Origin of the sequence: Nostoc sp. (genome assembly GCF_036917235.1) — a bacterium.
Lineage (GTDB): Bacteria > Cyanobacteriota > Cyanobacteriia > Cyanobacteriales > Nostocaceae > Nostoc.
Genome location: NZ_JBALDU010000033.1, coordinates 152,762 through 171,927, shown reverse-complemented (window position 1 = coordinate 171,927; position 19,166 = coordinate 152,762). Strand labels below are relative to the sequence as shown.

The 19,166-nt window shown below is 42.6% G+C and carries 17 protein-coding genes; 10 read left to right on the top strand and 7 right to left on the bottom strand.

From position 1 onward, the window contains the following. Positions 1 to 70: 70 nt before the first annotated feature. Complete coding sequence (locus V7K44_RS11145) at positions 71 to 514, bottom strand: VOC family protein (RefSeq protein ID WP_334931353.1); 444 nt, start codon at positions 512 to 514, stop codon at positions 71 to 73. A gap of 78 nt (positions 515 to 592) precedes the next feature. After that, the gene (locus tag V7K44_RS11140) at positions 593 to 1,102 is read right to left on the bottom strand and encodes a TIGR02652 family protein (protein WP_442940680.1); all 510 of its coding nucleotides are present in this window, start codon (positions 1,100 to 1,102) and stop codon (positions 593 to 595) included. A 242-nt stretch (positions 1,103 to 1,344) separates the two neighbouring features. On the opposite strand from V7K44_RS11140, the gene V7K44_RS11135 reads away from it, so the two are divergent. From V7K44_RS11135 to V7K44_RS11125, 3 genes are all read left to right on the top strand, one after another. Next, positions 1,345 to 1,872, top strand: coding sequence for a gamma carbonic anhydrase family protein (locus tag V7K44_RS11135; RefSeq protein WP_334931349.1), 528 nt, complete (start codon positions 1,345 to 1,347; stop codon positions 1,870 to 1,872). A 248-nt stretch (positions 1,873 to 2,120) separates the two neighbouring features. Further along, positions 2,121 to 2,246 carry a photosystem II protein Y gene (locus tag V7K44_RS11130; RefSeq protein ID WP_292747505.1) on the top strand — a complete coding sequence of 42 codons (126 nt, stop codon included), beginning with the start codon at positions 2,121 to 2,123 and terminating at the stop codon, positions 2,244 to 2,246. Positions 2,247 to 2,375: 129 nt separating this feature from the next. Next, the gene (locus tag V7K44_RS11125) at positions 2,376 to 3,722 is read left to right on the top strand and encodes a bifunctional folylpolyglutamate synthase/dihydrofolate synthase (protein ID WP_334931346.1); all 1,347 of its coding nucleotides are present in this window, start codon (positions 2,376 to 2,378) and stop codon (positions 3,720 to 3,722) included. A 129-nt stretch (positions 3,723 to 3,851) separates the two neighbouring features. On the opposite strand, the gene V7K44_RS11120 is transcribed toward V7K44_RS11125, so the two are convergent. Further along, positions 3,852 to 5,150 (bottom strand): ABC transporter substrate-binding protein, encoded by a 1,299-nt coding sequence (locus tag V7K44_RS11120; protein ID WP_334931343.1) that lies wholly within the window; start codon positions 5,148 to 5,150, stop codon positions 3,852 to 3,854. 152 nt (positions 5,151 to 5,302) lie between these two features. Here V7K44_RS11120 and pilM point away from each other — a divergent pair, with 152 nt between their 5' ends. From pilM to V7K44_RS11085, 7 genes are all read left to right on the top strand, one after another. Then, positions 5,303 to 6,409 (top strand): type IV pilus biogenesis protein PilM, encoded by a 1,107-nt coding sequence (gene pilM / locus V7K44_RS11115; protein WP_334931341.1) that lies wholly within the window; start codon positions 5,303 to 5,305, stop codon positions 6,407 to 6,409. A 4-nt stretch (positions 6,410 to 6,413) separates the two neighbouring features. After that, a complete protein-coding gene (locus tag V7K44_RS11110; RefSeq protein WP_334931340.1) occupies positions 6,414 to 7,190 on the top strand; it encodes a PilN domain-containing protein in 777 nt (258 codons plus the stop codon). Further along, the gene (locus tag V7K44_RS11105; protein WP_334931338.1) at positions 7,187 to 7,954 is read left to right on the top strand and encodes a pilus assembly protein PilO; all 768 of its coding nucleotides are present in this window, start codon (positions 7,187 to 7,189) and stop codon (positions 7,952 to 7,954) included. The genes V7K44_RS11110 and V7K44_RS11105 overlap by 4 nt, the downstream gene beginning before the upstream one ends. Before the next feature lie 277 nt (positions 7,955 to 8,231). Next, positions 8,232 to 10,409 carry an AMIN domain-containing protein gene (locus tag V7K44_RS11100; RefSeq protein ID WP_334931336.1) on the top strand — a complete coding sequence of 726 codons (2,178 nt, stop codon included), beginning with the start codon at positions 8,232 to 8,234 and terminating at the stop codon, positions 10,407 to 10,409. Between the two features lie 1,017 nt (positions 10,410 to 11,426). Beyond that, positions 11,427 to 11,711, top strand: coding sequence for an HU family DNA-binding protein (locus V7K44_RS11095; protein ID WP_010998076.1), 285 nt, complete (start codon positions 11,427 to 11,429; stop codon positions 11,709 to 11,711). Between the two features lie 26 nt (positions 11,712 to 11,737). Next, positions 11,738 to 12,841: a threonine-phosphate decarboxylase CobD gene (gene cobD, locus V7K44_RS11090; RefSeq protein WP_334931334.1), complete on the top strand. Its 1,104-nt coding sequence runs from the start codon at positions 11,738 to 11,740 to the stop codon at positions 12,839 to 12,841. 128 nt (positions 12,842 to 12,969) lie between these two features. Continuing rightward, positions 12,970 to 14,421, top strand: coding sequence for a dihydrolipoyl dehydrogenase family protein (locus tag V7K44_RS11085; RefSeq protein WP_334931332.1), 1,452 nt, complete (start codon positions 12,970 to 12,972; stop codon positions 14,419 to 14,421). A gap of 274 nt (positions 14,422 to 14,695) precedes the next feature. On the opposite strand, the gene V7K44_RS11080 is transcribed toward V7K44_RS11085, so the two are convergent. The 4 genes from V7K44_RS11080 to V7K44_RS11065 form a co-directional block, all read right to left on the bottom strand. Then, positions 14,696 to 15,217, bottom strand: a complete 522-nt coding sequence (locus V7K44_RS11080) for a hypothetical protein (protein ID WP_334931330.1) — start codon at positions 15,215 to 15,217, stop codon at positions 14,696 to 14,698. A gap of 156 nt (positions 15,218 to 15,373) precedes the next feature. Further along, positions 15,374 to 15,970 (bottom strand): DUF4360 domain-containing protein, encoded by a 597-nt coding sequence (locus V7K44_RS11075; protein WP_334931328.1) that lies wholly within the window; start codon positions 15,968 to 15,970, stop codon positions 15,374 to 15,376. A gap of 636 nt (positions 15,971 to 16,606) precedes the next feature. Further along, on the bottom strand, positions 16,607 to 17,344 hold the full coding sequence (locus V7K44_RS11070) for a diacylglycerol/polyprenol kinase family protein (protein WP_334931326.1): 738 nt from the start codon (positions 17,342 to 17,344) through the stop codon (positions 16,607 to 16,609). 56 nt (positions 17,345 to 17,400) lie between these two features. After that, positions 17,401 to 19,146, bottom strand: coding sequence for a DUF3685 domain-containing protein (locus V7K44_RS11065; RefSeq protein ID WP_334931479.1), 1,746 nt, complete (start codon positions 19,144 to 19,146; stop codon positions 17,401 to 17,403). Positions 19,147 to 19,166 lie beyond the last annotated feature (20 nt).

The window sequence follows — 19,166 nt, the reverse complement described above, 5'->3', positions numbered from 1 at the left end:
AAAAATCTGTGACTTCGGTAACAATACAGAAAAACAATATATTAGCAACAAAGATCATAAAAAAGCTAAATTATGGGAGTTTTGCTAAAACCCGAATGAATTCCAGAGGTAAACCATCGGTATCGGCAATGAAAGCCACTTCGTAAATGCGATCGCCTATTTGCTGTTGTGTCGGTTCTAAAAGCACCTTCAACGGTTCTAATCCTTGAGTTTGACTCTCAGCAGCTACTAATGCACGTTCTTGTAAACTTGTCAACCAGCTAGGTAAATCTGGTGTCATCTCAGTTAAATCGAACGAGAGATGATAATACCCTACATAATGTTCGTCAGCAAACGCATCTGAGGCTGGTTTTGGTTCGGGAATTTGGATCAGTTCGATTCTGCCGCCTAATCCTTCCATCCAGCAAGCTAGGGTGTAGCCTGTGGTAAAGCGCTCTGAGATTGTAAACCCTAAAAGTTCGTAGAAAGCGATCGCTCGATGAATATTCGCAGTCCGAATAGAGGCGTGGTGCATATTAGTCCTTAGTCTTTAGTCCTTAGTCTTTTGTCCTTTGTTATTCACTAATGACAAATGACTAATGACTAATGACCATTACTCAAACAACCTGAAATAAGGGTAGCGTACAGGGACACCAGGCTCTTTTTCCAAGTCAAAATTAATCACTTCCCAACAGTCATCTTCTGAAGTCTCAGGGCTAAACTCCACGGGTAAGCCGTACAAACGCGCAGCACTAGCTTCTGGTTGTCCAGAACGCCAAGGCGTGCTGCGTTCTAAATAGCCACTCATCAATTCCTGATAGCGTCGAGCAATAATCACTCGTGTTGCTCGAAAGCCTTGGGTATAGAGCTTGTCTAATGCTTCGTGAATTTCAAAGCGAATACCATCAGGATGAGTATGTTGTCTATACCATTCATTATTCCACCTCCGCCAATGACGCCCCGATTGCAAATGGATTAACTCTCCATTTTTAGGATTAGCTTCAAACGCGCCATGACGAGTGCACAAATAGGTATCTGTAAGTGTCAGCGCCGGAATAGTCTGGCGACAATGGGGACACTGTATTTCCGGCCCAAACATCGGGTACTGCAAACCTGGATTCATCATGAAGTGCGTACAAACATAATTTTGTCTTCACCAGCACTAGTGGGTTGGATTATACACTTCGGCTCAACCACTTTGAGTTACTTGCTCACTGCTGCATAGACACGGTGTTGCGGCAGGAACATTGTTCACTAGTGTTTTCCTCAGCGTAGAGGCTTGACGCTGTGATATCCTGGTTGTGCAACCAGCCTCAAAGGTTGGAGTTTCTCCAGTGTTCCTGGGTACCATATTCATATTCTATCGTGTCTACCGCTTCTTACTGGACATCTCCTGATTTTTCTCAAGCTGCCTTCATTGCGGGCAATGCTGTTGTTATGGGTTCGGTAAATATAGCAACAGGAGTGAGCATTTGGTATGGAGCAGTGGTGAGGGGAGATGTAGAACGGATTGAAATTGGCAAATGCACAAATATTCAGGATGGTGCAATTTTACATGGTGATGCTGGTTTTCCAACAATTTTAGAAGATCATGTTACCGTAGGGCATCGTGCTGTAGTACATTCTGCTTACATTGAGCGTGGAAGTTTGATTGGCATTGGCGCAGTGATTTTAGACGGGGTACGAGTGGGCGCTGGTAGCATTATTGGTGCTGGCGCAGTGGTAACTAAAAATGTACCGCCTTTGTCCCTAGTTGTCGGTATTCCTGGTAAAGTGTTACGTAATGTAACAAATGTTGAAGCCGCAGAACTGATTGAACACGCTAAACGCTACCAAAAGTTAGCTTTAGTTCATGCTGGTAAGGGTACTGATATTGGTTTTAGCAAGGCTTAGAGAGTGGGGAGCAGGGGAGCAGGGGAACAAGGAAGAAATAATTATTAATGCCCAATACTTCTCTACGAGAGGCTGCGCCAACGGCTTCTCTACGAGACGCTACGCGAATGCTCAGTACAAGTGCCCAATACCCCATAGATTAAACATTCTTTACATTTGTATTTGGAAAAATTGCCCACTTCAGCTAAAAATAAAAATGAGAGCTGTTGACAAAACTTTAATTTCTACTTAAGAGAGGGGTTCTAAATATGGATATCGATTTTCGTATAGCGATCGTTTTAGCACCAGTTGCCATTGCCGCTAGCTGGGCAGTGTTTAATATTGGCGCTGCGGCTTTAAGACAAATTCAAGGCTTTTTGGATAGAGAAGCTTAAATTCATTAATCGGTTATTGGGTATGGGGCACGGGGCACTTGTACTGAGCAAAGCCGAAGTATTGGGCATTGATTATTACCCTTGTCCCCTTGTCTCCACTCCCTACTCCCCACTCCCTAGTCCCATTCCTTGAACATCGATTCTGTAATACAACCCCTACAACGCTTTGGTGTCCATCTGGGACTCGATCGCATTGTCAATCTATTGGCAAATCTTGGCAATCCTCATCATCAAGTCCCAGTAATTCATGTTGCTGGCACTAATGGCAAAGGTTCAGTCTGTGCCTATCTTTCCTCGGTACTCACTGAGGCTGGTTATCGTACAGGACGCTACACTTCCCCCCATTTAGTTGATTGGACGGAACGTATTTGTCTGAATGAACAGCCAATTTCCTCTGAGGAATTGAGTCAATTATTAGAAAAAGTCCAAGCGGTTATTCGCCCTGATGACGAATCGGCAACTCAGTTTGAAGTAATTACGGCGGCCGCTTGGTTATATTTTGCCCAGCAACAAGTTGATGTGGCTGTGATAGAAGTCGGACTAGGAGGGCGCTTAGATGCAACTAATGTCTGCTTGGAACCTTTGGTTACGCTCATTACTTCCATTAGCCGCGAACACTGGCAGCAACTTGGCCCTACCATCGCTGATATTGCTAGAGAAAAAGCAGGTATTCTCAAACCTGGATGTCCCGTTGTGGTAGGGCCATTACCACCAGAGGCAGACAAAGTGGTGCGATCGCGTGCCTTAGAATTACAATGCCCAATTTTTACGCCTCAACCCGCCCGTGAAATCGCTACAGGATGGGCAGAATATGAAACAATTCAAAATTCAGGTTGCGCTTCTAGCGCACCAAAGGTGCGACTCAAAATTCAAAATTTAAAATTAATTAAATACCCTTTGCCCTTAGCGGGACAAATTCAGTTAACTAATTCAGCTTTGGCTTTAGCCGCTTTAGAAATTCTCCAACAACAGGGTTGGGAGATTTCTGAAGAAGCCATAACTAACGGTATGGCTAAAACTAAATGGCCGGGGCGGATGCAATGGACTACTTGGAAAAACCATAAATTATTACTTGATGGAGCTCATAATATCGCCGCAGCCCAAGTTCTCCGCCAGTATGTCGATAGTTTAGACGCAGTTAACCATGAGCCAGTCAATTGGGTTATGGGAATGTTTTCCGATAAGGATCATGCTGATATTTTTACCGCCTTACTGCGACCAGGCGATCGCCTTTATTTAGTGCCAATACCAGTAGAACCTTGGGCCGGTAGAACTTCCGCTGACTTAAACTACTTATCAAACCTAGCTTACAGCCTTTGTGCCGAATTAAGGGATCGCCAAATCCATCCAGATTTATTCACAGCACTAGAAGCTGCAACCTCAACCACCACCACAGATGATTTAATCGTTTTGTGTGGTTCCCTTTATTTGGTAGGCGAGTTTTTGGCAACCACCAATATAATTCGTAAATCATAATTACGAATTACGAATTACGAATTACGAATTACGAATTACGAATTACGAATTAGGTTGCCGAGCGTACCCCTTCGGGGAAGCAAGCTACGCGTAGCGTCTCGTAGAGAAGTCGAGGTACGAATTACGAATTTATCTTTGATTCCACTCTTGCGCCGCATCCTCTATAGCTTTATCTACAGTTTTCTGTCCTAACATTGCTGCTTGCAAATTCTCGTAAACTGCCTTTTGCAGTTTGTTGAAATCTTTCAAAGTGGGAGTTAATATTTCTGCGTGTTGCAGTTCTTTAGCACTCATAACTCGTGCTTTTTCTATTGTTGAAGCATTAGCTGGAACATTTGTAAAGTAAGTATCAGATAATGCTTTGATTGTAGAAGGTAGGACATTTGCAGCTTTAGCAAAAGCTAACTGATTTTTGTCATTAGTGACAAATAAAGCAAACTTCAGAGCGCCATCTGGTTGTTTGCTATCGCGGGGAATAACTATGTTCATCACCGCGACATTTTTCTTACCTGTGTCACCAGTGAGTTGAGGTGCTATTTCTGAAGCTTGAGCAATTTTTGGGGCATTATTAGCGATCGTTTTTAGGAACTCTGGTCCAGAAGCTAGAAACGCAGTCTCTCCAGATTGGTATAAATCGATCGCGTGGCGATGTCCTTGGGTTAAAGCCTCTTTAGGAAGCAACCCTTTTTTATACAAGTCTACCCAATACTGAAACGCGGCTTTTCCTTGTGCTGAATTAAACGCCGCTTTACCCTCAGCATCTATTAAGGTGACTCCCATTTGCACGAAAGATTCCAGCACTTCACCGGAATCTTGCGGTACGAAAGTCACAAAAAAGGCATACTTACCCGTCTTGTCTTTAATTTGTTGCGCGGCTTGTGCCAATTCTGCGTAGGTTGCAGGGACTTTATTGATACCTGCCTGTTTTAATAAATCAGTGTTATAAATGGTTAGCCGTGTGGTGAGATACCAGGGAATACCAAAACTCTTGCCATTAAGCGTGCAAGATTCCCATATATTCGGCAGATAGGAGGAACGTACATCATTCGGGACTTTCGCATCTAAATCTAACCAAGCATTTCGTCCGGCAAGTTGGGAAGCAAAACCCGGATTTAAGTTAACTACATCAGGTGGCGTTTTTGCGGAGACAGCTGTTAATATTTTGTTCTCCATTGCCGCCCAAGGTACATCAACCCAGTTAATCTTTATACCTGGATTTTGCAATTCAAAATTCGCAATTAGGCTTTTGAAGTAGTCGGTAAATTGAGGTTGGAGTTGCATTGTCCAAAACTCAACAGTTCCCGCTCCTGAAGTAGCTTGTTTTGTACTTGTATTAACGTTACTTGTACTGCAACTTACAACCCAACTGGTTAATAAGCCAAGCAGTACCAAAGCAACAAGTTGTTTAAATTTTCGCAATTGAATCATTTTCCCAGTATTTTTACGCTTGATCGGTGTGAAAAGCTTAGACAGAATTGTTGAGATTATAGGCTAAATAAATTACCCGTAAAGACGTAATATATAACGCCTTTACTGCAACAAATTTAAATTTTCAATTTAGCAGTCCAGCGGGCACAACTGTGGTAAAAAGCTTCAATAGTCTGTTTGGCAAATCGAAAAAAGGGGTAGGCATTGAACTTGCTCCCGAACGGGTAAATGTTGTTCAGCTACGCAAGCAGGGTCAAGGCTTGAAACTAGAAATCTATACATCGGTAGCAGTTCCAGAAGGGATAGTTATCGATGGTCAAATCAGCGACCCTCCAGCAATGGCGCAATTAATCCAGCAAGCCCTAGCGGAGAGCAAAATCAAAACTTCTCACGTTGCTACTGGTGTACCAGGACGAGATTCTATCGTTCGGATTATACCAGTGCCAGCAGAGTTAGACGATAAAGAACTGCGAGAAATGGTGCTGAACCATGAAGCAGGTTTGTATTTACCCTATCCTCGTGAAGAGGCTGATGTAGATTATCAGAAACTTGGGTATTTTGTAGATGAAGATGGCATTGAAAAAGTACACGTCCTCCTAGTTGCCACCCGCAAGGAGATCACGGATACCTATATAAGTACCTTCGAGCAAGCAGGATTACACATTGATGTTTTAGAAATTAACAGTTTTGCTCTGATTCGGACTATTCGCGAACAACTGCGACAATTTGGGCCGCAAGAAGCAGCAGTACTAGTTGATATCGAGTTCGACAGTACAGAAATAGCCATCATCGTTAACGGAGTGCCGCAATTTTCGCGCACAGTCCCAATCGGGACTTATCAAATGCAAACTGCCTTAGCAAGGGCAATGAGCTTACCTACATCACGAGATATGGAACTGTTACACGGAATGGTTATTCCTGCAACTCCCATAGACGGCGGTAAAACTGGCGTTACCGAACTCGATCCTGGCATGGCTGCCATATTGAGAGTCTTGGGAGAACTAACGGATGAACTGCGCCGTTCCATCGATTTTTATCTGAATCAAAGTGAAAATTTGGAGGTAGCGCAGATTTTATTAGCTGGACCAGGAGGTGGACTTCAACAGCTAGATGAATTTTTTACTCAACGATTGAGTTTGCCAACTAGCCAAATAGATCCAATCGGGTCTTTATCTTTGGAAGTTGACACTGATAAATATCCACAGGTACAACGCTCTGGCTTGGCGATTGTACTCGGTCTAGGAATGCGGGAGGTGTAACAAAATGTACAGCCTAGATGTTAACTTTCTTAAAGACCGCCCAGCATTCCAGAAAAAGCCAGAGAGAAAGGGAGGAATAGCTCTAAAATTTCCTACGGGGGATTTGACACTACTGTATGTGGGAGTTGCAGTAGGTATAGGTGTTCCGGCTTTATTAGGAGTTGGTTGGTGGTTGCTGCAAGGGAAGATTGTTGAATTAGATGGTCAGATTGCACAACTAGACCAAGAAAGCAAGAGGTTAGATACAGAAATAGGAAATATTAACAAAATCAAAGCCGAGGCAAACGCAATTAAAGGAGAAACCCAAGCTTTAGTAACTGTATTTGACCAGATTCGTCCTTGGTCAGCAATGCTGCAAGATTTGCGCGATCGCATTCCAACGGCAGTGCAAATCGAGAACATCAAGCAAATTCCACCTATTGCAGTAGCGGCAGGTCAGCCACCAAATAATCCCGCCGGGGGATTAGAAATTAACGGATTGGCTCGTTCCTTTAATGATGTCAATGATTTCTTATTGAGTTTACAACAGTCTCAGTTTTTAAAGCCCACAGAAACCAGAATTCTCACAGCAACGTTAGTAGATGCTCCCTTAACACCAAGTGCGAGTCAATCTTCTACTGATGTAGTAATTAAGCCACCTCAAGTAGTTAAATACACTATTCAATCGAGCATGAACGACGTTCCAGCGTCGGAATTAATTCGAGAATTAGAAAAAAAAGGCACAGTGGGGTTAGTAACTCGAATTCGTAATATGCAACAAACAGGAGTCATTTCAAAATGACGCTGAGTGATGATTTAAATTTTGCCGAACAAGGTGGGGAATTCGATCAGGCAGGGCCAGCCCCACGTGTGGTATTTGGTATTGCTTTCACACCAAAAATTATTGGGATTTTGGTGGGGGTAATTGGTTTAGCAGGAGCAGGTTATATATTGTTAAACCTGCTAATGCCAGCTTGGGAAAGCTATCAGCAGCAGCAAGCCAAAAGCACTGAACTGCAAGGGCAAATTGAGCAAAAAAAAGCCAATATCAAACAGATTGACAAAGTTAAAGACGAACTAGCACAGGCAAAGCAGCAAAAAGTTCAGGTTTTAAGTTTATTTGCTAACGAAAAAACCTTAGATACATTACTGTTGGATTTGAACCGCTTAATTGAGTCTGGTAATACTGCAACTTCTATTAATGCAGTAAGAGCCAAGCTGAAGAGATATGTGCCGATTTCCCAAAAACCAGAACCGATTGTCGATGGAAGTCTAGGAATAGGGGTTAACGGCAAGCTACAACGCAGTACTATCAGCGCTGAGATTACGGCAACTTATGAACAAACACAATCGATAATTCGTAACATTGAGCGGTTACAGCCTTTGTTAATAGTTAAAGATTATCAAGCAACTTTGGCTCCAGCAGAGACAAGATCCCCATTAGATAAAACGCCGATGCAGGTAGGCCCAGCAGCGATTAATACATCATTCCAGTTACAGGTATTGATGCCACTTAGTCCAGAAGAAATAGCCGCAGCTGCTGCTACAGCTGCCCCGAAAAAGTAGTCAAATTAGAGCTAGGACGAATAGAATTCGCGGTTACACAAGCGTAGACAAACCTTCCCGCAAACTAAGGAAATAATTTGAGGGTTTAGAAACTCATGTTCGTCGTTGGCGTTTTTGCAGGGTAGGTGGGTAAAGTCTTGTGTAGTCAAAGCGCGGTCTTCTCCCACAGGAAGAAGCTGGCGTCAATGGGGTTTCCCCATAAGCAATTGGCGTGCGGTTTCTAACCGCCTAATCAAAATTGTATGTAAACAGGGTTTTATAAGGTGAGGAATGAACTGTGAAACAGCTTCACGGTAATAGTTTTATTTTAGGTACTGCCGCTTTTGTATTTTTGGCGGCTCAACCAGTTTGGGCACAAATTAGTCAAGTTACTAATGTCCAGTTAAATCCAGTTAATGGTGGAATTAGCGTTGCTTTGAAAACTTCTTCTGGGTCACGCCCCCAAGTTTTCACTACAAAAAGAGGCAAGGCTTTAGTCGCTGATCTTATCAACACTCAATTACGATTACCACAAGGTAATAGTTTTCGTCAAGATAACCCAGCACCAGGAATTGCATCTGTTGAGGTTAGTCAGCTTGATGCTAATAGTGTTCGAGTGACGGTAACTGGCAGTAACGATGCACCTGGCAGTCAACCTGTAATGCGATCGCCAAATGGAATTACACTCAGCTTTAGCCCTTCAACAGGCACTACAGCATCAGCGCCAACGCCAACAGCGCCAACAGCCCCAATATCCACAGCACCACCCCTTACTACTCCAGCCCAACCTGGTCAAAATCCAGGTGTTCTCGTTCCTAACCCCCAAGTCACCATTGACGGACAACCTGCACAAGCTGCTGGGCCAGGTCAAACTCTAAGTCAGGCTCCACCGTTCTTACCTAGAGCCGTCGCCCCACCAGTGGGAGATATTGCTATTTCCGCTACCGATGCTTCTCCTAGCACCGTTGACTTAGCAACTCAGGAACGTGTACCTCGTCTAGTACTGCGAGATGCCCCAGTACGTGAGGTTTTATCATTGCTTGCCCGTGCTGCTGGTTTGAACTTAGCTTACGTAGGAGGTGAGCAAGCTGGTGGAGGTCAGGCAGGTGGCGGTGCTAATACACCAGCAGTTTCTCAAACTATTTCTTTAGATATAGAAAATGAGCCAGTGCAAGATGTATTTAACTACGTTTTGCGCCTGAGTGGTTTAGAAGCTAACCGCAGTGGTCGTACAGTTTTTGTCGGGGCTAAATTACCTAATGCAACGCGTGACATGGTTATGCGTAGTATGCGACTCAATCAGGTTACGGTAGGAGTCGCCCTGAATTTTTTGGTCGCTTTGGGAGCAGAAAGTGCCGTCAGCCGCGAACGACAAGTTACTAGCGTTAGTGCTGTGGCTGTGGGTAATGCGGCTGCTCCCATCACCCAAACTCAGACGACTACAGAAACCCAAGTTCAACCTCTACGCGTTGATTTTAAAGACTCTAGCCCATTATTAAGAGGTTTACAGGCGTTAGGAGACGAGCGCACCAATTCCCTGACCTTAATTGGTTCTCCTAGACTCATTGAGATTGCGATGGCTCAACTAACTCAGCTTGATATCCGCCGTCGTCAAGTGGTAATCAACGTCAAGATTATTGATGTCAACCTCTCGAACATTCAAGACTACAACACTAGCTTTTCTTTTGGGGTTGGTAACAACTACTTTAGCAATGATGGTGGTGTCGCCTCTCTGAATTTTGGCGGAGCCAGACCAGCTACTAGTGATGAATCAAGAAATAGCTTGACTAGTACACCGATCATCAATAATGTTGCTAGCACTATTGCATCACCATATCGGTTTACCAAAAGTCTTCTCGCTAGTTTGAAGGCTCAGGTTACAAATGGCAATGCGAAAATTTTGACCGACCCAACCTTAATTGTGCAAGAAGGTCAACAGGCTCTGGTGAATCTGACTCAAGAAGTAGTCGGAAATATAACCCTCGAAACAACGGATACTTCTGGTGGTTCTAGGACAGAACGAACAATTGAGAAACAAAAAGTTGGCTTAACCTTGAGTGTAAAAATTGAGCGGATTGACGATAATGGGTTTGTTTCTTTATCGGTTGCCCCTACTGTCAGCGCTCCTTCCGCCCCAGCAGATACAGGAAATGGACAAATTATTTTAGTGTCTGAGCGCTCTCTTACTTCTGGCTTAATTCGCTTACGAGATGGTCAGACACTAATCCTGAGTGGTATAATTCAAGACCAAGAACGGACAGCTGTCTCCAAAATTCCTATCTTAGGCGATCTTCCACTGATTGGTTCGTTATTTAGAAGTACAAACAGAAATAATCAGCGTCAAGAGGTAATTGTGTTGCTTACACCTCAGATTATGGATGACTCTGAGAACTCCTCCTACGGCTATAACTACGCCCCTAGCCCTGAAGTGCGGCAAATCCTTGAGCGTCGTGGGTTGAAGGTTCCTGGCAGATAATAAAGATAATCAGTAGGTGAGTCACCTTTGCTAAAGACTCAGATCCCCAACTTCTTAAAGAAGTTGGGGATCTAGGACTTACGCACTGTACAAACTAATTATCTTGTGTATTAACGTAAATAGGTCGTTTCAGCCTTTTCCAAACCACCCTTTATTAGTTGCGTAGGCGTAGCCCGCCGCAGGCATCACAAAAAGATAGTTGAAAAATTTAGCTAAAAGCTTTGAAAGCATACGTGTCATTTCGGCTTTTCTGTCAATGCGTAAGTCCTAGGATCTTCTTGTTCACAGAATTCTCCGCGCAGAGTTTTTTTAACTGGAAGTATCCAATTGTTGAGTGCCTATGTTCATCGTACTCCTCGGTCGAAGCAAGCTACACGTAACCAACGCACCAGAAGAAATTGTCGCAGCGTAGTTTACCGCCGTAGGCATCGCCACGATAAATGTTAAGAAAGATGTGACTAATGGATAGCCTTGTAGCGGAGAAGCTTTAATTTTTAACCCTTCCCTACTAAAGAAGCTTGCTATGGGGTTAAATTTTGCATTGGATTTTCCACATTAGATCAAAAGTGAGTAAAATCTCCGACTTTTTAGAGAAATCGGGAATCTGAGCCTTCAATTTCCATAAAAATTGCTTAATCTCAGCAATAACTCTTCAACATCGGTAATGAATGCCAATAAACATTGACCATCTTCCACCTACCCACTCCCTGTTTTCTTGGCAATTGCGGGATTTACTAGGTATTTTTTCCTACTTTTGGGGTGGTTTTTAGTGGAACAAGTACTCTAAAATTACAAAAAATCCTGAAATCTATATAAATTAATGGTTTCATCTATCCACATCAGGCTACAACACCTTAGAATGATTCATTGAAAAGTCGAGCCGATGGGATGTACAGCCGTTTTGAGTAAAAATACTCCCAAAGGATGATTTTTGTATTTCTGCGAACAAAGATTTCAATACGAATGTATTAATGTGCATCCGTACTGAAATCTCAAGTAAACCTTCAGGAGTTTGACATGAACAAAGGTGAATTAGTTGATGCCGTAGCTGAAAAGGCTAGTGTTACCAAGAAACAAGCGGATGCAGTCTTAACTGCCGCTTTGGAAACGATTATTGAAGCGGTTTCCTCTGGTGATAAGGTGACATTGGTGGGATTTGGTTCATTTGAATCACGGGAACGTAAAGCCCGTGAAGGTCGCAACCCGAAAACAAATGAAAAAATGGAAATTCCAGCGACGAGGGTTCCTGCCTTCTCCGCAGGAAAACTGTTTAGAGAAAAGGTAGCACCCCCAAAAGCATAGGTTCTGTCTTCGGGAACCCTTTTTTAATGCGGCAACCTGCACACGGGGGAAATTTAGCCTGGGCAGCAGCACTGGCTGGCTGTTCCCCTGATGCTATTCTGGATTTTTCTGCTAGCATCAGCCCATTGGGGCCTCCAAATAGCGCGATCGCTGCTATTAAGTCCCAAATTGGTAATCTTAAGCACTATCCAGACCCAAATTATAGTGAACTGAGACTAGCTCTCAGTCACTTCCATCAAGTGCCGTCTGAGTGGATTCTGCCGGGTAACGGCTCCGCAGAATTACTCACTTTAATCGGTAGGGAATTAGCTCAATTAGCCGCGACAATTTTAATCACTCCAGCCTTTGGCGACTACTACCGAACCTTGGCAGCGTACAACGCTAAAGTACTGGAGTGTCCTTTGTCATTGGTGAGCCACTGCGGTCTTGGGGTCTCCCCAAGTGAAGCACGTGGCGTCACTGGTCATTTGTCATTATTCCTTGACAAAGGACAGAGGACAAAGGACAAAGGACTATTGCTGAATAATCCCCACAACCCAACCGGAAAACTATTTACACGAGACTTTATTTTGCCCTACCTGGAGCAATTTGCTTTGGTTGTGGTGGATGAAGCATTTATGGATTTTGTGCCGCCCAATGAGGAACAAAGCCTGATTCCGGTGGTGCAGGAATATCCGAATTTAGTAGTATTGCGATCGCTGACCAAATTTTACAGTCTCCCAGGACTACGATTAGGATATGCGATCGCACATCCTGACTGCCTAGCTAAATGGCAGCTATGGCGAGATCCTTGGCCTGTAAACACACTAGCGGCAGCGGCGGCAATTGCAGCACTCCAAGATACGGAGTTTCAGCAGCAAACTTGGGCATGGCTACCACCTGCACGAAACCAGCTGTTTCAAGGTTTAGCTGAAATCCCAGGATTGCAACCCCAAGCAAGTACTGCTAACTTTTTACTGGTTGAGTCCCAAGAATCTACTTCCCAGTTACAGCAACAATTACTCAAGTATCACCAGATTTTAATCCGCGATTGCCTTAGTTTTAAAGAACTAGGCGATCGCTTTTTCCGGGTTGCTGTACGTGAAGAGTCCGATAACCAACGCTTACTAACAGCGCTAAAAGAGAGTTAGGAGTTATAAGTTATAAGTTATAAGTTAGGAGTTATAAGTTAAAAAAGGGTTTTAATTCTTAACTGCTAATTTTTAATTCTTAATTCCTAACTCCTAACTCTTAACTCCTAACTCTAATCTAAATTCACGTGACCGTTGACTACGATGTTGTAATTATTGGCGGCAGTCTTGCTGGATACTATGCTGCACTTGCTGCAACCCAACTACGTGCTACAGTTGCCCTAGTACAACCCAAAGTAGACTATGGGTTTGCTCATCACCATGCTCTTACCGAAATTGGTAAACTAGCGCAGAAGTTGAAGGATGCCGCTGGTTTTGGTATTCATGCCACACACACTGATACCTCAGAAGAATGCCACATATCTATGGCATGGCAAGAAGCGATGCTGTATGCTCAATGCGTCGCCTCAAATCTCCAAGAACAGTATTCCCCAGCCATCCTAGCCGCACAGGGAGTCGATATCATCGTTGGCAGTGGTCAATTTCAATCTTCACCCCAATTGGCTTTTGCCGTTAACAATCGCCTACTACGCGCCCGTACTTATTTGCTGGCTAGTGGTTCGCGTCCAGAAATTCCTGAGATTGAAGGATTACAAACCACTGGCTATCTAACTCTTTCTAATATTTGGCAATCTTTCCAGGGAACGACATTACCCAAAAATTGGGTAATTATCGGTGGAATTCCCCAAAGCATTGAAATTGCTCAAACTTTAGCAAGATTTGGTTGCAGTGTGACGCTGGTAGTCAAGCATCCTTATGTTCTTCCATATCTAGACCCTGAGATAGCCATATTGCTTCAGGCGCAGTTAGAAGTAGAAGGTGTGCGCGTCCTCACCGAAAAACCAGTAACTCAGGTGAGGCTAATTGAAAATAAAAAGTGGATTCAAGCAGGAGATAAAGCCATTGAAACTGATGAAATTCTAGTGGCGACTGGACAACAGCCGAATCTTGAATCTCTAAATTTGGCAGCAGTAGGTGTGAAATGGCATCGTCGTAGCTTAGTGGTGAATGATAAACTGCAAACCACTAACCACCGCATTTACGCCTGTGGTGATGTAATTGGTGGTTACGACTTTGCCAATATCGCTAATTACGAAGCAAAAATTGCTTTGAACAATGCACTATTTTTCCCTAGATTACGAGTAAATTATTCCTCAATTCCTTGGGCGATGTTTTCTGTGCCGATGCTGGCGCAAGTGGGTTTGACAGAGGCACAGGCAAAACACCTATTTAGCCGAGATAAAATTTTAGTTTTGCGACAATATTTTAAAACAGTGGCAGCAGCCCAAATTCGGGATGAAACCACTGGTATGTGTAAATTTATTGTGCTACGCAATGGGGAAATTTTGGGAGCTTCGATATTGGGGGCAGAAGCTGGAGAATTAATTAATTTGATTGCCTTGGCAATATCACAAAAAATTAAAGTCAAACATCTAGCAAATTTATCTCCTGCCTATCCCAGTTTCTCAGAAATTCTGGAACAAACTGCAAGAGAGTGGAGTAAGCAAAAGTTAAATACCAACATTCCTTTGCAAGACTTTTTAGAAAGCTTCTTCCATTTCCGCCGCAATTGGAATTAGCACTTACGCACGGAGTCGTCACTATAATAACTTAAACAAGGTACTGATATAGGACTCCGATTTGATTTCTGAAAACATATTGAGACTGAAAAGCCCCTTTTATAAGGGTTTTATCTAAAATCTCGTTCAAAAATCAGATATGAGTCCTATATCATTACTGACTTCCACAAAGATACTGACTTTGCAGTTCTCGCTGCCTTTGCCAATATTGACAGCACCTTATCGCAAACGCAACGTCATCAGAATTGGGGAGCATCCCTCAAAATTGAGCTTATTATTTTTGTTGAACTGCAAACTTGAAATCTGTCAACACTAATTCGCCTCCGGTTGTTGTTAATACTAAATTAATGCCTAAAACACTTTTTCCTGTATTTGTATAGTTAGTTGGAAGTATTTGCTTGGTCAAATCAAAATTACTAGCACTTCCATATGTTATTTCATATGGAGTTGGTTTATCGCCAAGTAAAAATGATGTGATAGCTACTCGTGCTGGTGCTTTCTTTACTACACCTTTGACAGCTAAAGGCACGAGCCTAAATTGCTTTTGAGTATTAGAGGTATCAATTCTAATGATACATCTAGCCCTTGACGATTGTCCCTTTACAGTTATAGGAGCGCGAAGCGTAAACTGACTTATTTGCGGATTGAAAGTTATATTACATCCCCTATTAACCGAAAATCGTGGCTGGTTGTTTACTGGAGCAGCAGCGCTAGATGAATTGGCATCATAACAATAGAAAAAAAACAAGCACATTAACATGAAAAAATTACGTGCATCACTTAATCTCAACATCATCTTATTCTCCATCAACAGAATATTTGTAATTTTAAAGAAGAATACCTTCAGTAGATTCAATGAGTGGTGTGTCTAAATCTCCCACTCATTGAAGACCACTAAAGTTGGAATTTGGTGCGGTGTATCACCATCTATCCGCAGAATCGCTAAAAGCAACTAGTCGCAACGCTTTAGGTCAAAAGAAAGTATCACATCCCCAGCATTGATATCGGCTGTATCAACGAAAATAGAACTTCCTGATGAGGATTGTGCAATCAGATTAATACCTAATAGTCCTTGCCCACCACCACTACATAAACCTGAAGCAGCTAGAACAGTAATCTCATCTTGCTCCGCAAATGCCTTACTAGATGTAAACTTGGTAGTTTTAGGGGGAGCTACAGCTTGACCAAAAGCACCACCACTAAAGCTATAAGTTCTGTTTAAACTGGTACCTTTACTCTTGCTATCAATATCAGTAGTGCCTTGGTACAGTACTTGTACATTTTGGACGATGAAACCACTTGGAATAAAAGTTTGAACGCGTAAAATACACCTTTTACGGGCACCACTGAATGCACTAAAGTTATCCAAGACGAGCGATAAGGTTCTACCATCCTCTCCAGCAAGCTGATCGTCAACAATACATCCACCAGACCCTAGTGCTTCTCCAAAAGTAATACTAGGCTCGTCAGCCAAAACCTTGGTCGTAATCACGTTGAGTCCAAGAATTGTAGATATAGAAAGTAATACACCAAATTGTTTAAAGTTCATATTGATTGTACCTATGTTGCTAGAGTTGTTTTTTGATGAAAAATGCATTCAAAAGCCAGAAGGTACGAGGTATGAAGGCATCTTTGTTTTAATCCCACGCTTAAAAGCATGAGATTGAAGCAAGGATGCTTTGTGTCTGGTGTTACATATCTCGACACAATTTTGTTCTAGTAGTGGGCAATCACCCGCAACTAGAGTTTTGATTGATACTTACAGGCTTCTGCCTTCTTCAATTGTGGGAAATCCTTTCAAGTATGCTTTGACAATTTCTGCTCAATCAGAAAATGAAGCATAACTGTGTATCGCTGGAGTTAACAGAAAGAAGATGGACATCAAGTTGCAAAATGTATTCTTGCTGTATGTCCATGTGGGGAAGATCATATAGTTGTCTTAATTAAAAAATATGTGTTCTCGATCACACATATATTGTGTTTCTGAACACTGCCAATTTCAAAATAGTAGTATTGTAGTATGAAGTAGTAATACTCCAAAGTTAGGTGCTAAAAATTAGGGGTATAAATCGCCGAATTAATAGTGCGATACCGATAGCGCAGCGTTAACAGACCGCCGCAGACATCGCAGTGAAATAGCTGTTTTTATTGAGAATCTATATTATAAGTGGCTGAAATTCTAGTCTTAGACTGGGAACGAGGTAATTGGAAGTGCCTTAAAAACCTGCATGAAAATCCAAACTACTCCCGCCGCTGTTAGAGGTACGCTGAGGTTATCTGTGCCGTGGGGCGAGACTGCCTCTGCTAGAGTTGCGAAAGTAGCAGTTACTACTGCCGTCAAAAAGGCCCAACCTAAACTTAAAGGCGTTGCTAGGGGACTTAGCGACGAACCAGGTAGCAGTAACAGCACCAAGAAAATTACTACTGTACTCGCTATAAACATTGCTGCTGAACCTTCCCAGGAACGTATAGAACTGCCCACTTGGTATTTATGTTGCCCAAAACGTTTACCGATTAATGCTGCTAGTGCGTCACCCCAGGTCATTGCCATTATCCCAGCTACGGCGATCGCAACGCTATCTACTGGCCCATCTGGTCGCCACAGTAACCCGAACAGCAGTGTCACTGAGATAGCAAAATAAACTGTGCCGGGTGAGCTATCCTGAGTATCCATTGCGCCGATGATTCGGTAGCGGTAAAACAGGTAATTGAGTCCGATAAAGGTAGCAAAAGGTATAATTCCGATTTCCCAATTCTTAAACAGTAGCAGGACTCCGAAAGCCCACATCCCTGCACCAATATGGATTACCTTGCGGGTCAAATCCGGCTTTACACCAAATAGCCTACGTAGTCCCTCGCCAATCACAAGCAGACTGATAGCGTAAACATACGAAATTGCTAGTCCGATAAAATCATTTGTCATTTGTCATTTGTCATTGGGAAAAGAACTACAGAAAGCTGCCCCTCTGCGTTGCTGGTTCACTTAGATCGATCGCTATTTCGTCTAAAGTTCTTTTCTACTGACGAAACGCTACCAATACCTTGAAGAATACCACGACCGATTAAACCTAAACCTCGACCAACTATTTGGGTAAGGATAAAAACTATACCGCTACCGAAAACAGCTAATAGTGATTTTAAACGCGGTGCGATCGCATCACTAAATTCTAGGAGCAATGTCACTATTAAAGGAATATTGGAAAGTTTTACTAATTCCTGATTTCGAGGAGCATAAACTGAAGTATTGGCAATGCCACGAGGTGCAATTACAAATAGCTCATAGCGACTTTCAAAAACGGCTTTTGGCTCATTTATATAATTTTTTAATCTATATTTCCACGACAAATCATTTCTAAACCGTTCAATCTCTCTTGTAGAAATCAATTGGCGACAATAAAAGTTTTGCTTAATCTCTTCTACATCTGCTAAATAATTTAACAGTGGTTGCACTACTCCATTCGCTACCTGAATCAATAAGTTCTCTAAAAGCATCAATGCTTGAGACTTGGCTTCAGTGCTAACTACTGGATATGAGCTATTATCAATGTTCAATTCTGTTTGAAATAATAGATAAGAATACAACTCACAAAATAGCGGGATTTTTTGAAGAATCTCTCTTTGCACAACCTCTGTGTTTCGTAGCAATAAATTAACAACTTCTATATTTTGATTAGCTACTTTTATCCGAGAAAACTTCCCAAAAAATTCTATAATCGCTACTTGCCACAAATCACGTATCAAGGTATTTTTTAGCTCATATAATTGATTTATTTCTATTTGAGAAGCACGCAACTCATCCAACTGCTCGGTCAATTTTTGTAGAATCAGATAAAGTAATTCACGTTTTTTATCTTCACGAAAAATATCAATTTCTAAAGGTATATCTGTGACATTTATTAAAGGAAATTGAAGCTTATTAACGCAAGATGTAAACAAGGAAGATTGTAGGGTTCCCGGACTAAGTAAAGGTGATAGGGTTTGTCTTTGTTGAATGCTTAATGAAGGAGTCACAGCCGACTCATCAGCAAGCGGAATCTGTTCCTCTTGCCTTTCTTGTGGTGAAACCAACAACCGATTTAGCAACCAACGAGCCGCTAGCAGTTCTCGTCGCTGTCCAGCTAGAATTGCTCGATCTAGTACTGGCAGTCCGGGAACTTGTAATTGTGCTGTTACTACGGCTAGGGTAGCATCAATGTTAGCAATTCCTGACAAACGTAAATTATTTCGCAGTTTAGAGAAAGGGAGAGGAGAGGAGTTAAGAGTTAGGAGTGAGGAGTTAGGAGTTGTGATTGCTTCTGTGTCCTGAAACCAATAGGAACCACAATCTGCAACTTCTTGCATGGCGGCGACTAACTCAGGAAGTGGTGTACCTTTGGGGCAGTAGCCATTTACACCAACAGATTTCGCCGCCAATAGCATTCCTTGTTCTTGAATAGAACTGAGGAGTAGGATTGGTAGGTTGGGATATAAGCCTCTGAGTTGCCGACAGAATTGTAAACCTAGCTGTTGACTGGTGGTACGACCATTACCGAATTCTAAAACTACCAAATTTACCTGGTTAGGGTCTTTTTCAGCAATTTCTGCTAAAATCTTCAAGGCAACGGTGTCAGTTTCTACAACTGCGATCGCTTCCAGGTTAGGAATCGCTTCTAAAGCTACCCGTAATCCCAAACGAAAAATCGGGTCTTGGTCGATTAACAATAATTTTAAAGGGCGATCGCTCATAATCCACTCAATTAGATCGG

What these genes read in the sequence shown, in the direction of transcription:
- V7K44_RS11145 (WP_334931353.1), bottom strand. Translation starts at nt 514, where the DNA reads ATGCACCACGCCTCTATTCGGACTGCGAATATTCATCGAGCGATCGCT.
- V7K44_RS11140 (WP_442940680.1), bottom strand. Translation starts at nt 1,102, where the DNA reads ATGAATCCAGGTTTGCAGTACCCGATGTTTGGGCCGGAAATACAGTGT.
- V7K44_RS11130 (WP_292747505.1), top strand. Translation starts at nt 2,121, where the DNA reads ATGGATATCGATTTTCGTATAGCGATCGTTTTAGCACCAGTTGCCATT.
- V7K44_RS11120 (WP_334931343.1), bottom strand. Translation starts at nt 5,150, where the DNA reads ATGATTCAATTGCGAAAATTTAAACAACTTGTTGCTTTGGTACTGCTT.
- V7K44_RS11110 (WP_334931340.1), top strand. Translation starts at nt 6,414, where the DNA reads ATGTACAGCCTAGATGTTAACTTTCTTAAAGACCGCCCAGCATTCCAG.
- V7K44_RS11105 (WP_334931338.1), top strand. Translation starts at nt 7,187, where the DNA reads ATGACGCTGAGTGATGATTTAAATTTTGCCGAACAAGGTGGGGAATTC.
- V7K44_RS11095 (WP_010998076.1), top strand. Translation starts at nt 11,427, where the DNA reads ATGAACAAAGGTGAATTAGTTGATGCCGTAGCTGAAAAGGCTAGTGTT.
- cobD (WP_334931334.1), top strand. Translation starts at nt 11,738, where the DNA reads ATGCGGCAACCTGCACACGGGGGAAATTTAGCCTGGGCAGCAGCACTG.
- V7K44_RS11080 (WP_334931330.1), bottom strand. Translation starts at nt 15,217, where the DNA reads ATGATGTTGAGATTAAGTGATGCACGTAATTTTTTCATGTTAATGTGC.
- V7K44_RS11075 (WP_334931328.1), bottom strand. Translation starts at nt 15,970, where the DNA reads ATGAACTTTAAACAATTTGGTGTATTACTTTCTATATCTACAATTCTT.
- V7K44_RS11070 (WP_334931326.1), bottom strand. Translation starts at nt 17,344, where the DNA reads ATGACAAATGATTTTATCGGACTAGCAATTTCGTATGTTTACGCTATC.
- V7K44_RS11065 (WP_334931479.1), bottom strand. Translation starts at nt 19,146, where the DNA reads ATGAGCGATCGCCCTTTAAAATTATTGTTAATCGACCAAGACCCGATT.